The organism is Streptomyces sp. NPDC044002 (assembly GCF_056434525.1).
Genome location: NZ_JBWKEZ010000032.1, coordinates 77,393 through 90,731 on the forward strand (window position 1 = coordinate 77,393; position 13,339 = coordinate 90,731).

At 74.3% G+C, this 13,339-nt stretch carries 9 protein-coding genes; 2 read left to right on the forward strand and 7 right to left on the reverse strand.

Features of this window, described 5'->3' with window-relative positions; translation table 11 throughout:
• Window positions 1-360: 360 nt before the first annotated feature.
• The 5 genes from AC07A6_RS23505 to AC07A6_RS23525 form a co-directional block, all read right to left on the reverse strand.
• Window positions 361-1,512 carry an acyl-CoA dehydrogenase family protein gene (locus tag AC07A6_RS23505; RefSeq protein WP_478778393.1) on the reverse strand — a complete coding sequence of 384 codons (1,152 nt, stop codon included), beginning with the start codon at window positions 1,510-1,512 and terminating at the stop codon, window positions 361-363.
• The gene (locus AC07A6_RS23510; RefSeq protein ID WP_478778394.1) at window positions 1,509-3,476 is read right to left on the reverse strand and encodes an acetyl/propionyl/methylcrotonyl-CoA carboxylase subunit alpha; all 1,968 of its coding nucleotides are present in this window, start codon (window positions 3,474-3,476) and stop codon (window positions 1,509-1,511) included. The genes AC07A6_RS23505 and AC07A6_RS23510 overlap by 4 nt, the downstream gene beginning before the upstream one ends.
• 8 nt (window positions 3,477-3,484) lie before the next feature.
• Window positions 3,485-5,083 carry an acyl-CoA carboxylase subunit beta gene (locus AC07A6_RS23515; protein ID WP_478778395.1) on the reverse strand — a complete coding sequence of 533 codons (1,599 nt, stop codon included), beginning with the start codon at window positions 5,081-5,083 and terminating at the stop codon, window positions 3,485-3,487.
• The gene (locus AC07A6_RS23520; RefSeq protein ID WP_478778400.1) at window positions 5,080-6,876 is read right to left on the reverse strand and encodes an acyclic terpene utilization AtuA family protein; all 1,797 of its coding nucleotides are present in this window, start codon (window positions 6,874-6,876) and stop codon (window positions 5,080-5,082) included. The genes AC07A6_RS23515 and AC07A6_RS23520 overlap by 4 nt, the downstream gene beginning before the upstream one ends.
• Window positions 6,877-6,944: 68 nt before the next feature.
• Entirely contained in the window at window positions 6,945-7,820 is an 876-nt protein-coding gene (locus tag AC07A6_RS23525; RefSeq protein ID WP_478778396.1) for a TIGR03084 family metal-binding protein, read from the reverse strand.
• Between the two features lie 404 nt (window positions 7,821-8,224).
• Between AC07A6_RS23525 and AC07A6_RS23530 the strand changes: the two genes are divergently transcribed.
• Together AC07A6_RS23530 and AC07A6_RS23535 are read left to right on the forward strand one after the other, a co-directional pair.
• The gene (locus AC07A6_RS23530; RefSeq protein WP_478778397.1) at window positions 8,225-9,913 is read left to right on the forward strand and encodes an alpha/beta fold hydrolase; all 1,689 of its coding nucleotides are present in this window, start codon (window positions 8,225-8,227) and stop codon (window positions 9,911-9,913) included.
• 116 nt (window positions 9,914-10,029) lie between these two features.
• Entirely contained in the window at window positions 10,030-10,836 is an 807-nt protein-coding gene (locus AC07A6_RS23535) for an alpha/beta fold hydrolase (RefSeq protein WP_362474882.1), read from the forward strand.
• A 516-nt stretch (window positions 10,837-11,352) separates the two neighbouring features.
• Here AC07A6_RS23535 and nadE read toward each other — a convergent pair.
• Together nadE and AC07A6_RS23545 are read right to left on the reverse strand one after the other, a co-directional pair.
• Window positions 11,353-12,174, reverse strand: a complete 822-nt coding sequence (nadE, locus tag AC07A6_RS23540) for an ammonia-dependent NAD(+) synthetase (RefSeq protein WP_362474878.1) — start codon at window positions 12,172-12,174, stop codon at window positions 11,353-11,355.
• Between the two features lie 19 nt (window positions 12,175-12,193).
• A complete protein-coding gene (locus AC07A6_RS23545) occupies window positions 12,194-12,907 on the reverse strand; it encodes a hypothetical protein (protein ID WP_386273072.1) in 714 nt (237 codons plus the stop codon).
• Between the last annotated feature and the right edge of the window lie 432 nt (window positions 12,908-13,339).

The window sequence follows — 13,339 nt, forward strand, 5'->3', positions numbered from 1 at the left end:
CTCCCCCCCCCCCTACTCTTCCTCGGGCCGCCCCCTCCCCTTGTGCTGTTCCCCCCCCCCCCCACCCCCGCGCCTCAAACGCCGGCGAGGCTGGAGGGTGCCGGCGGGGCTGGATTTCGCGCAGCGAAATTCCAGCCCGCGCGGCGATTGAGCGCACCGGGCGCGGAGCGCCCGGTATCGGGGTCCGGGGCGGAGCCCCGGGGCCTTTCAGCCTCGCCGGCGTTTGAGGCGCGGGTCCGGGCGGAGCCCGGGGAACGGTGGAAGGGCGGGTAGGGGACCAGCCCCGCGCAGCGGCCCACCCACCCGCACCCGACCCACCGGCACCGGACACCCGAACCGGCCCCGCCGGCGTCAGGAAGGTCAGTACGACTTGGGGAGGCCCAGCGTCTGGTGGGAGACGAAGTTGAGGATCATCTCCCGGCTGACCGGGGCGATGCGGGCGACGCGGGACGCCGTGATCAGGGAGGCGAGGCCGTACTCGCGGGTGAGGCCGTTGCCGCCGAGGGTGTGCACCGCCTGGTCCACCGCCCGCACGCACGCCTCCCCCGCCGCGTACTTCGCCATGTTCGCCGCCTCGCCGGCCCCGACGTCGTCCCCCGCGTCGTACAGCGCGGCCGCCTTCCGCATCATCAGGCCGGCGAGTTCCAGCTCGACGTGCGCCGCCGCCAGGGGGTGGGCGATGGCCTGGTGGGCGCCGATCGGCTCCTTCCAGACCTGGCGGGTCTTCGCGTACTCCACCGCCCGGCCGAGGGCGTAGCGGCCCATGCCTATGGCGAAGGCCGCCGTCATCACGCGCTCCGGGTTGAGGCCGGCGAAGAGCTGGAGGAGGCCCGCGTCCTCGTCGCCGACCAGGGCGGAGGAGGGCAGGCGGACCTCGTCCAGGACCAGTTCGAACTGCTTCTCCGCCGCCTGGAGTTCCATGTCGATGACCGAGCGGGAGAAGCCCGGGGCGTCGCGGGGGACGATGAACAGGCAGGGCTTGAGGCGGCCCGTGCGGGCGTCCTCCGTGCGGCCGACGACGAGCGTGGCGTCGGCGATGTCCACGCCGGAGATGAAGACCTTGCGGCCGGTGAGGATCCAGTCGTCGCCGTCGCGCCGGGCGGTGGTGGTGATGCGGTGGGAGTTGGAGCCGGCGTCGGGTTCGGTGATCCCGAAGGCCATGGTGCGGCTGCCGTCCGCGAGGCCGGGCAGCCAGGCGCTCTTCTGGGCGTCGGTGCCGAAGCGGGCGATGACCGTGCCGCAGATGGCCGGCGAGACCACCATCATGAGGAGGGGACAGCCCGCCGCGCCCAGCTCTTCGAGGACGATGGAGAGTTCGGCGATGCCGCCGCCCCCGCCGCCGTACTCCTCGGGGAGGTTGACGCCGAGGTAGCCGAGCTTGGCGGCGTCGGCCCACAGCTCGTCGGGGTGGCGGCCCTCGCGGGCGACGCGGGCGAGGTAGTCGCGGCCGTAGCGCTGCCCGAGGGCGGACACGGCGGCGCGCAGGGCCTGGTGCTCTTCGGTCTCGATCACGGCTGTTCCTCCTGGACGACGGCGAGCAGGGCGCCGAACTCGACCTGGCGGCCGGTGACGGCGTGGAGCGCGGTGAGCGTGCCGGAGGCGGGGGCGAGGATGCGGTGCTCCATCTTCATGGCCTCCAGCCACAGCAGGGGCTGCCCGGCGGTGACGGTGCTGCCGGGGGCGAGGCCCTCGGCGATGCGGACGACGGTGCCGGGCATGGGGGCGAGCAGGGAGCCCGGTTCGGTGCGGTCCTGGGGATCGGGGAACCGGGGTACGGGCACGAGGGTGTGGGAGCCGAGCACGGAGTCCACGTAGACCGTGTTCGATTTGCGTTTCACGTGGAACATCCGCCGGACGCCCCCGACTTCGAGGGTGACCGTGTCGGGCGTGGCTTCCAGGACGCGGACGTCCGGGTCCTCCAGCGGGTCGTAGCGGGCCTCGTGCTCGGTGCCCGCCACGGTGTAGCGGCGGGTCCGGGGCTGGGAGCGGAGGTTGCGCCAGCCGCCGAGGCGGGCGGCGAGGGGGGCGCCGGGGGCCGGGGCCGCTTCGGCGAGGGCCGCGGCCAGGCAGGCGAGCGCGGGGTCCGGGGCGGCTTCGACGAGGGCGTCGAGGTGGCGTTCGTAGAAGCCGGTGTCGAGCCGGGCGGCGGCGAACTCGGGGTGGCGCAGGGAGCCCACGAGGAGGTCGCGGTTGGTGGTCAGGCCGTGGATCCGGGCCCGGGACAGGGCGTCCGCGAGGATCCGGACCGCCTCGGCGCGGGTCGGGGCGTGGGCGACGACCTTGGCGAGCATGGGGTCGTAGTGGACGCCGACGGTGTCGCCTGCGGTGAAGCCGGTGTCCACGCGGACGTGGCCGGGGAGGTCGAGGGTGTGCAGCACCCCGGTCTGCGGGCGCCAGTCGTGGGCCGGATCCTCCGCGTAGAGGCGGGCCTCGACGGCGTGGCCGGAGGGCGCGGGCGGGGTGAGGGGCAGGGGCCGACCCTCGGCGATGCGCAGCTGGAGGGCAACCAGGTCGAGGCCGAAGACCGCTTCGGTGACGGGGTGTTCCACCTGGAGCCGGGTGTTCATTTCCAGGAAGTACGGGCGGCCGTCGGCGCCGACGAGGAACTCGACGGTGCCGGCGCCCCGGTAGGAGACCGCGCGGGCGGCGGCGACGGCGGCCGTGTGGAGGGTCTCGCGCAGGGTTTCTGGCAGGCCGGGCGCGGGGGCCTCCTCGATGACCTTCTGGTGGCGGCGCTGGAGGGAGCAGTCGCGGGTGCCGAGCGCCCAGACGGTGCCGTGGGCGTCGGCGAGGACCTGCACCTCGACGTGCCGGCCGCGCTCCACGTAGGGCTCGGCGAAGACCTCGTGGTCCCCGAAGGCCGAGAGGGCCTCGGCCCGGGCCGCCTCCAGGGACTCCTTGAGGGAGTCGAGGTCGCGTACGACGCGCATCCCGCGGCCGCCGCCGCCCGCCGCGGCCTTGAGCAGGAGCGGCAGGTCGGCGGCCGTGGCGGCGGCCGGGTCGACGGGGTCGAGGAGGGGGACGCCCGCGGCGCGCACGAGCTCCTTGGCCCGGGTCTTGGAGGCCATGGCCTCGATGGCCTCGGGCGGCGGGCCGACCCAGGCCAGGCCGGCGGCCAGGACCTGCCGGGCGAAGCCGGCGTTCTCGGAGAGGAAGCCGTACCCGGGGTGCACGGCGTCCGCACCGGCCGCGCGGGCCGCCGCGATCAGCAGGTCGCCGCGCAGGTAGGTGTCGGCGGGCGCGGCCCCGGGCAGTCGGACGGCCGCGTCGGCGTGGCGGACGTGCAGGGCGTCGGCGTCGGGGTCGGAGTGGACGGCGACCGTGGACAGGCCCAGCTCGCGGGCCGTGCGGAAGATCCGGACGGCGATCTCGCCCCGGTTGGCGACGAGGAGGGACGTGATCGGGGTCGGCGAGGTCGTGGAGTTGGTCGGGGTGGTCGAAGTGGCCGAGGCGGCCGAAGTGATCGGTGCGGTCATCTGGGGGCTCACATCCGGAAGACGCCGAAGCCGCCGCGGGCGCCCTCGACGGGGGCGTTGTGGACGGCCGACAGGCACAGGCCGAGGACGGTACGGGTGTCGCGGGGGTCGATGACCCCGTCGTCGTACAGCCGCCCGGAGAGGAAGAGGGGCAGGGACTCGGACTCGATCTGGGCCTCCACGAAGGCCCGCATCCCGGCGTCCTGTTCCTCGTCGTACGGCAGTCCCCGGGCGGCGGCGGACTGGCGGGAGACGATCGACAGCACCCCGGCGAGCTGCTGGGGGCCCATGACGGCGGACTTGGCGCTGGGCCAGGCGAAGAGGAACCGGGGTTCGTAGGCGCGTCCGCACATGCCGTAGTGGCCGGCGCCGTAGCTCGCGCCGATGAGGACGGACAGGTGCGGGACCCGGGAGTTGGACACCGCGTTGATCATCATCGAGCCGTGTTTGACGATGCCGCCCTGCTCGTACTCCTTGCCCACCATGTAGCCGGTGGTGTTGTGGAGGAAGAGGAGGGGGATGTCGCGCTGGTTCGCCAGCTGGATGAACTGGGCGGCCTTCTGCGACTCGGCGCTGAAGAGGACCCCCTGGGCGTTGGCGAGGATGCCGACGGGGTAGCCGTGCAGGGTGGCCCAGCCGGTGACCAGGCTGGTGCCGTAGAGGGGCTTGAACTCGTCGAAGTCGGAGGCGTCGACGATGCGGGCGATGACCTCGCGCGGATCGAAGGGGGTCTTCAGGTCGGGCGGGACGATCCCGAGGAGCTCCTCCGGGTCGTACAGCGGCTCCTGGGCCCGGGGCGGCTCGGCGTACGGCTTGCGGTGGTTGAGCCGGGCCACGATGCGGCGGGCCTGGCGGATGGCGTCGTACTCGTCGACGGCGTAGTGGTCGGCGAGGCCGGACACGCGGGCGTGCATGTCGGCGCCGCCCAGGGACTCGTCGTCGCTCTCCTCGCCGGTGGCCATCTTGACCAGGGGCGGACCGCCGAGGAACACCTTCGAACGGTCCTTGATCATGACGGTGTGGTCGGACATCCCGGGGATGTACGCGCCGCCGGCGGTGGAGTTGCCGAAGACGACGGCGACGGTCGGGATGCCGGCGGCGGAGAGCCGGGTCAGGTCGCGGAAGACCGCCCCGCCCGGGATGAAGATCTCCTTCTGGGAGGGCAGGTCCGCGCCGCCGGACTCGACGAGGCTGATGCACGGCAGCCGGTTCTGGAGGGCGATCTCGTTGGCCCGCAGCGCCTTCTTCAGCGTCCAGGGGTTGCTGGCGCCGCCGCGGACGGTGGGGTCGTTGGCGGTGATCAGGCACTCGACGCCCTCGACGGTGCCGATACCGGTGACCATCGAGGCGCCGACCGGGTAGTCGCTGCCCCAGGCGGCCAGCGGGGACAGCTCCAGGAACGGGGTGTCGGGGTCGAGGAGCAGCTCGATCCGCTCGCGCGGCAGCAGCTTGCCGCGGTCGCGGTGCCGGGCGGTGTACTTCTCCCCGCCGCCTGCGAGGGCCCTGGCGTGCTCGGCGTCGAGCTCCGCGAGCCGCTCCAGGGCGGCGGTACGGGCCTGCGCGTGCTCGGCGGCGAGCGGGTCGACGGTGGTTCCGAGGCGGGTCATCGGGTCCCCTCAGGAGCGGGTGTCGGGGTGGCGGGGCCCCCGCCACCGCGGTGGAGGAGGTGGGCCGGGACGTCGAGGTGGCGGGCGCGCAGCCATTCGCCGAGGGCCTTGGCCTGCGGGTCGAAGCGGTGCCCGGAGGCGACGCCGTCGCCGAGGATCCCGGTGACGGTGAAGTTCAGGGCGCGCAGGTTCGGCAGCTCGTGCCGGGTCACCTCCAGTGGGGCCGTCTCCGGGAGCAGCGCCTTGAAGGCTTCGACGGTGAGGGTGTCCCGGGCCCACTCCCAGGCCGGGCCGCTCTCGGCCCACACCCCGACGTTGGCGTCCCCGCCCTTGTCGCCGCTGCGGGCCCCGAGGATCCTGCCCAGCGCCACCCTCCGGGTGGCCCCCGCCGGATGCGCCGCGGCGGCCGGCGGGGGCTCCGCGGGGCTCTCCCCCACCCCGCCCCTTCCCGGAACCGGGGCGTCGCCCCGGGCCCCTTCGGGGGCTCCGCCCCCGGACCCCCGCGCCTCGGACGCCTCCGGGGTCCGGCCGGGCGGACCCTGGGGCGGTCCCTCGGGCGGACCGCCGGGCGGACCCCCGGGCGAGGCGGCACGCACCGGCAGGGGGGTGCCGTCCGGCAGGACCGCCGTGTGGGGGACCGAGTCCGCCGCCACGGTGGTCGCGGTGAAGACGCCGTACGGCTGGGCGGCAGCCGGCGGGGCCGTGACGTGGAAGCCCGGGTAGCTGGCCAGGGCCAGTTCGACGGCCGCCGAGGTCAGGGCCCGGCCCACGCGGTCGGGAGACGGATCGCGGACCACCAGCCGCAGGAGCGCGCTCGCCGTCTCCTGCGTCTCCGCGTCCTCGTGGTCCGTACGGGCCAGCGTCCACTCGGCGCGGGACACCCCGGCCAGGAGCTCCGCCAGCTGCGCACGCACCAGCGCCGCCTTCTCCTCGATGTCCAGGCCGGTCAGGACGAAGACGACCTCGTTGCGCCAGCCGCCGATCCGGGTCACCCCCGCCTTGAGGGTGCCGGGCGGGGCCTCGCCCCGGACGCCGGAGACCGCCACCCTGTCCGTGCCCGCCGCGGACAGCCGGACCGTGTCCAGGCGGGCCGTCACATCGGGGCCCAGGTAGCGCACACCCTGGGTCTCGTAGAGGAGTTGGGCGGTGACCGTGCCGGCCGTCACGGCTCCGCCGGTACCCGGGTGCTTGGTGATGACCGAGGAGCCGTCCTCCGCGATCTCGGCCAGCGGGAAGCCGGGCCGCCGGACGTCGTGCCGCGTGAAGAAGGAGTAGTTGCCGCCGGTGGCCTGCGTACCGCACTCCAGGACGTGGCCGGCGACCACCGCGCCCGCCAGCCGGTCGTACTCCTGCGGGCCCCAGTCGAACCACCAGGCGGCCGGCCCGCTGACCAGCGCCGCGTCCGTGACCCGGCCGGTCACCACCACGTCCGCTCCGGCCCGCAGGCAGGCGGTGATCCCGGCGCCGCCCAGGTAGGCGTTGGCGGTGAGCGCGTCCTGCCCGTACGGCATCAGGTCGTCGCCCTCGACGTGCGCGACGGAGACGGGCACCCCCACCTTCGCCGCCAGCGCCCGTACCGCCGCCGCCAGCCCGGCCGGGTTCAGCCCGCCGGCGTTCGTCACGATCCGCACGCCCCGGTCGTGCGCCAGCCCGAGGCCCTCCTCCAGCTGCCTCAGGAAGGTCTTCGCGTAGCCGAGGTCCGGGTTCTTCAGGCGGTCCCGGCCGAGGATCAGCATGGTGAGCTCGGCGAGGTAGTCGCCGGTCAGCACGTCCAGCGGGCCGCCCGTCAGCATCTCGCGCACGGCGTCGAACCGGTCCCCGTAGAAGCCGGACGCGTTGCCGATGCGCAGCGGCCGGCGCGTCACCGCCCGCCGCCCTGCGGGTCGCGGCCCCGGCCCGCCGGGCCGGCGAAGGCCTGGGCGATGTCGAGCCAGCGGTCGGCGTCGGGCCCGGTCGCGGTGAGGGCGAGGTCGGCGCGGTGGGCGCGCTGGGTGACCAGCAGGCAGAAGTCCAGCGCCGGCCCGGTGATCCGCTGCGGGGCGTCCGCCGGACCGTACGCCCACACCCCGGCCCCGTCCGGAGCGGTCAGCTCCACCCGGAACTCCCCCTCCGGGACCGGCAGTCCCCGTACCGCGTACGCGTAGTCGCGCGCCCGGACCCCGATCCGCGCGACGTGCCGCAGCCGGGCCGTGGGGGTGCGCGGTACGCCGAGCGCGTCGGCCACGTCCTGGCCGTGCGCCCAGGTCTCCATCAGCCGGGCGCTCGCCATCGACGCGGCCTTCATCGGCGGCCCGTACCAGGGGAACCGGGCGTCGGGCGAGGCCGCCGCCAGCGCCGCGTCGAGCGCGGCCCGGCCCTCGCGCCACCGGGCGAGCAGCTCCGCGGGCTCCAGCGCCGCGCCCTCCGCCGCGCCTTCGTCGACGAACGACTCGGGGGCCTTCAACGCCTCCTCCACCATCCGCGCGAAGCCCTCCGCATCGGTGAGCGCGAGCAGCGCGGCCCGGTCGGTCCAGTGCAGGTGGGCGATCTGGTGGGCGACGCTCCACCCGGGCGCGGGCGTCGGCCACGCCCAGGCGGGCTCCGGCAACTCCCCGACGAGCGAGTCGAGTTCACGCCCCTCCTCGCGGAGGTCGGCGAGGAGGCCGGCGAAGACGTCGGCGGCGGTGGTGGTGGTTGCGGTGACGGTGGCAGCGGTGGCGGCTGTGGCGGACCGGCCTTCGGCGGACGGATCGGGCACGGCGTGCTCCCCTCTCGGCGTGGGGGGAAGCCTGGCAGCCTCCGCTAAAACAATCAAGCGTGCTTGCATTATTTTTGCAAGCTGCGTCCGGATCCCGCCACTCCCCCCAATTCCGTTCCACCGAAGCCGACTTGATCCGCACCGGCCATCGCGCAAGGCCCGGCCGAGGCCGGGGCCGGAACACCCCTCGACGCACCGGAGACGATCAGGGGCGGTTCCGGCCGTACGCCGGGAACGCGCCCTGCACGCGCCCGTCGCGCGCCGATACTGGGTGCTCCCCGCCCGAGCCGCCGCCGCGCCGGGCTCCGCACCGCACCGCACCCGGCGCCGACCACCGCCGCCGGCCCCGTACCGCCTCCCTCCACGCGCCCCGCCACGCCACTCGACGACGAGGACGGTCCGCCGTGCATCCCGCTGACCCAGCCGCACCCCACTCCCTCTATCCCGAGCTCGACGCCACCGCCCTCACCGCCTTCGCCACCGCCCTGGAGAGCGGCGACCCCGCCGGCCTGCCGCCCGCGCGCGCCGCGGACGTGCGGGCGGCCCGGGCCGCGGCCGCCTTCAGCCGGGGCAAGGTGACCGGCGCCTGCGGGGACCTGCTCGACGCCGCGCTCTGGCGGCACACCGGCCCCGGGCCGCGCGCGGCCCTCGTAATGCCCTCGCCGTGGACGGCCCTGGGCTGGACCGCGTACGCCGTCCAGGCCGCCGCGTTCGCGGCGCGCGGCTACGACGTACTCGCCTACACCGTCCGCGGGTTCGGCCGCTCCGACGGCCAGGCCGACTTCGCCGGCCCGCTGGACGTCGCCGACGGCAGACGCGCCCTGGACCACCTCCTGGAACGCGCCGCCGGCCCGGTCACCAGGATCGGCTTCCTCGGCGTCTCGTACGGCGCCGGCACCGGCCTGCTCGTCGCCGCGCACGACCCCCGCGTCGACGCGGTGGCGGCGCTCAGCGCGTGGGGCGACCTCGGCGAGGTCCTGTACGAGAACGCCACCCGCCGCGCCGCCGCCGTACAGGCCCTGCTCGCGTCGGCCGGCCGGGCCCGGCTCAGCCCGGAGACGGAACGGGCCCTGGAGGACGTCCTCGCCGACCGGAACGCCGATGGCGCCCTGCGGTGGGCGCAGCAGCGCTCCCCGGCCGCGCACGTCAAGGAGTTCAACCGCAGGCGGGTGGCGGTCTTCCTCGCGCACGCCTGGCACGAGACGGTCTTCCCCGCCAACCAGACGCTGGGGCTCTTCCGCGAACTCACCGGCCCCAAGCGGCTCGACCTGTCCGTCGGCGACCACGGCGGCCCCGAGAGCGCCGGGCTGCTGGGGCTGCCGAGCCCGGTGTGGACGGACGCGCACCGCTGGCTCGACCACCACCTGTGCGGCGCCGCCAACGGGGTGGAGGAGGAGCACGAGGTGCGCTCCGAGGTGATGTGGAGCCGCGCCCTGGAACCCTCCGCCGCCCTCCCCGCCCCGGGCGGGACCGTCCACCGTCTGTACCTCACGGGCAGCGCACCGCCGGCCGGGTCCGGGGGGCTGGGCAGCGGTGTGCTGCCCGGGTTCGGGGCGCTGGCCGGGGAGCCCGAGCACGGCTGGACGGCGGGCGTGCTGTGCGGGGTGGACACCCCGGCCGCCGCGGCCGACGCGGTGGTGCGGTCCGGGTACGCGGAGATGGCGGGCCTCCCGAAGCCGTACCCGGGCGGCGAGATCGGCGCCGCCGCGGCCGCGTCCGTCACCGCCGCCTGGGCCGGGGACCCCGCCGAAGAGACCCTCCGCGTACGGGGCACACCCCGCCTGCGCGTGACGTACCGCGCCGCGAACTCCGGCTCCACCTTCGTCGCGTACCTCCTGGACCTGGCCCCGGACGGCTCCGCCCGGCTGATCACACACGCGCCGTTCAGCGACCTGCACTCCCCGCCCGACAGCCTGATCGGCGCGGACATCGACCTCCAGGCCGCGGCGTACGACGTCCCGCGCGGGCACCGGCTCCTGCTGGTGGCGGCCGCCCGGGACCCCCTCTACGGGGACGCCAACCTCCCGCGCGCGACGCTGGCGTTCACCTCGCCGGAGCCGACGCCGTCGTACCTGGAGGTGCCGGTGGGTTGAGGGACCCGAAATCCATACGGCTGTCTCATACGAACGTATTGAACAATCGTATGGATCCTGGGTATGGTTCTTCACGTCAAGGCGCGAACGAACCGACCGCGAAGGGAAGAACCACCATGACCGCGAACGACGCCCTCACCACTGCCGCCGCCACCCGCTCCGAACTCACCATCGACGGCCGCCGGTTGTCGTACCTCGACTTCGGCGGCACCGGCCGCCCGCTGGTCGCCCTGCACGGGCACCTGTCCGAGGGCGCCACGTTCGCCGCCCTCGCCCGCGCCCTCGGCCCCGAGTGGCGGGTGATCGCCCCGGACCAGCGCGGCCAGGGCGAGTCCGACCGCGCCACCGACTACACGCGGGAGGGGTACCTCTCCGACATCCGCGCCCTCCTGGACCACCTGGGGCTGGAGCGCGTCGTCCTGCTCGGCCACTCCCTCGGCGCCGTCAACGCCTACCAGTTCGCCGCGCGCCACCCCGAGCGCGTGAGCGCCCTCGTCAACGCCGAGGGCCCTGCCGCACTCGGGCTGGACGGCTCCAACCCCCTGGCGTTCCTGCTGCAGCTCCCGTACGAGGCCCCGACCCGCGAGGCGCTGGTAGCGAGCCTCGGGCCGGCCGCGCCGTACTTCTCCGACCGGCTCCGGGAGAACGCCGACGGCAGCTGGCGCCTGCCCTTCCACCCCCGGGAGATGCACGACTCCGAGCACCACGTCCACGGCGACCACTGGGCCGACTGGACGGCCTCCACCTGCCCGGCACTGCTCGTCCGCGGCACCCGGGGCGTCATCCCGGCCGACCAGGCCCGGGCCATGACGGAACGCCGCCCCGGCACCGCCCTGACGGAACTCGACACCGACCACTTCGTGTACACCGCCGAGCCGGAAGCCTTCGCGGCAGCGGTGGGCCGGTTCCTTGAGGGGGTGTGAGGGAGCGGGGCACCGGCGGGGCGGCCTCAGGGCTGGTTGGGGGCTTCCCGTCAGTCCCATCGTCCTTCCGGTTCGGGCCGGTCCCTCAAGGGCGCTCCCTTCGGTCGCGTCGCTACGCGATGGCCTTCGGCCACCCTTGACCGACCGGCCCGAACCGGAAAGCCGAAAGACTGCCGGGAAACCCCCAAAGAAACGGCACGGTCCATGGTGGAAGGACGGGCTCTCAGCGATGAGACGAGGGGCCGGGGCCCGGTCCGCCGGGCATCCGGGCCCTCAAGAGTCCCGATCCCGGACCAGGGCGCGACTACCCGCACCAGAGGACGAACAGGTCGGCCCGGGGAGCGCGTGGGCGCAGCAGATCGCTACGCGCTCCTCATCTCTCAGCGTCCGGCGGCCGTCCTGGGCCGATACCCGCACCAGAGGACGAAATAGGCAGCCCATGGGGCCGGCGGGCGCGTCGGATCGCTACGCGCTTCTCTGATCTCAGCGTCCGGCAGCTGTCCGGGGCTGATGTTCTCAGGGGGCGATGGGGAGCTGGCGCTTGTGCTCGGTGAGGCGGTAGCGGTTGACGATCGTCTCGTAGGCGCGCGCGTCCACCGGCTTGCCTTCGAGGAAGTCGTCGATGTCGTCGTAGGTGACGCCGAGGGCGTCCTCGTCCGCCTTGCCCGGGTCGAGGGTCTCCAGGTCGGCCGTCGGGGTCTTCCACACCAGCTCGGCGGGGGCGCCCAGGGCGTCGGCGATGGCGCGCACCCGGCGCTTGGTCAGGCCGGTCAGCGGGACCACGTCCGCCGCGCCGTCGCCGAACTTGGTGAAGAACCCGGAGATGGCCTCGGCGGCGTGGTCGGTGCCGACCACCAGACCCGCGTGCGCGCCGGCCACCGCGTACTGGGCGATCATGCGCTGGCGGGCCTTGATGTTGCCGTGCACGAAGTCCTGGTGGTGCGCGTCGCGGAAGGTCACGCCCGCTGCCGCCGAGGCCTCGAGCGCCGCGTCGCTGGCCGGCTTGATGTCCACGGTCAGGACGTGGTCGGCCTGGATGAAGGAGAGCGCGAGCTGCGCGTCGTGCTCGTCGGCCTGGACGCCGTAGGGCAGCCGCATCGCGTAGAACTGCGCCTCATGCCCCGCCTCGCGGGCCCGCTCGACGGCGAGCTGGCAGAGCCGGCCCGAGGTGGTCGAGTCGACACCGCCGCTGATGCCCAGGACGAGGGACCGCAGACCCGTGGAGGTCAGCCGCTCGGTGAGGAAGGCCACCCGGCGCTCGATCTCCCGCTCGGCCTCGAAGGTCTCGGCGACCTGGAGTTCCCGGGCGATCTCCTGCTGCAGGGCGATGCCGCTCACGTCTGCTCCTTGTTCCGGTTCACGATGTGCCGTCCACCCTAGCGGGAAGGCCCGCGAGGAACCGTCGGGCGGCCTGCACCCCCGCCTCGTCCCGCGCCCAGAGTCCCCACTTCGCCAAACGCTCCTGCTCGAAGAGCTCCGCGAACGTCCGCCACAGGTGCACCCGGAAACCGTCGGACTCCCACCACCACTCCGTAGGGCCCTCCCAGATCAGGGGCAGCCGGGACGCCGCCTCCCACACCCCGGCCAGAGACTGTCCGGGCTTCGGCTCGACCACGGGAATCCAGCTCTCGCACTCCCAGTACAGGGCGTCCGCCTCGATGAGGGCGTCGGGATCCGGGAACACCGCCACGTCCCGGCCGAACCGGAACACCACCGCGCCGTCACCTCGGAGCGTCACGGAGTAGGGATGCGCCACCCCGTGGCCGATGAACTCCCCCAGCGGCCCGTGTTCCGCGCTCGCCCCGTAGAAGGGCCACGGCTCGAACCGGATCTCCTCCTCGAACGACCACGCCGAAGTCCGGTAGACCAGCCCGCCGTAACGGGCCTGCGCGCGGCGGAGACCGGCGAGGATCACGTCCTTGTCCACCTCCGGAAAGGCGGCGAGACGCTCCACGACCGCTGCGTCGCCCGGGTTCTCGATGTTCGGGAACGGAACGGTCCGGGCCCGCGCGGCCAGGAAACGCCGCGCCCTGTCGGTCAGTCCGTCCGGGGAATCGAGTACATGCAGCATGTCCTCATGATGGCGCCCAGGAGCCGGCCACCAGCCCCGGACGGCTGTCAGCCGCCGAGATCAGAGGAGCGCGTAGCGATCCGACGCGCCCATCCGCTGCCTGGGCTGCCTATTTCGCCCTCTGGTGCGGGTATCAGCCCCGGCCGGTCGCCAGACGCTGAGATTCGAGGAGCGCGTAGCGATCTGTCGCGCTTGGGGGGCCTGGAGGTCGCTCTGATCGGCCTCTCGTGCGGGTAGTCGCCTCCCCGGCCCGGGACGTCGACATCTGAGGGCCCGGATGCCCGGCCGGCCGACGCCCGGCCCCTCGCCTCATCGCTGAGAGACCCGTCCCTTGCCCTTGGACCGTGCCGTTTCTTTGGGGGTTTCCCGGCAGTCTTTCGGCTTTCCGGGGCGGGTCGGTCTGTCAAGGGTCGCCGAAGGCGATCACGAAGT

Excerpts from the sequence above, each read along its gene's own strand:
- AC07A6_RS23510 (WP_478778394.1), bottom strand. The coding sequence starts at position 3,476 with ATGACCGCACCGATCACTTCGGCCGCCTCGGCCACTTCGACCACCCCG.
- AC07A6_RS23515 (WP_478778395.1), bottom strand. The coding sequence starts at position 5,083 with ATGACCCGCCTCGGAACCACCGTCGACCCGCTCGCCGCCGAGCACGCG.
- AC07A6_RS23520 (WP_478778400.1), bottom strand. The coding sequence starts at position 6,876 with ATGCTGACGGGCGGCCCGCTGGACGTGCTGACCGGCGACTACCTCGCC.
- AC07A6_RS23535 (WP_362474882.1), top strand. The coding sequence starts at position 10,030 with ATGACCGCGAACGACGCCCTCACCACTGCCGCCGCCACCCGCTCCGAA.
- AC07A6_RS23545 (WP_386273072.1), bottom strand. The coding sequence starts at position 12,907 with ATGCTGCATGTACTCGATTCCCCGGACGGACTGACCGACAGGGCGCGG.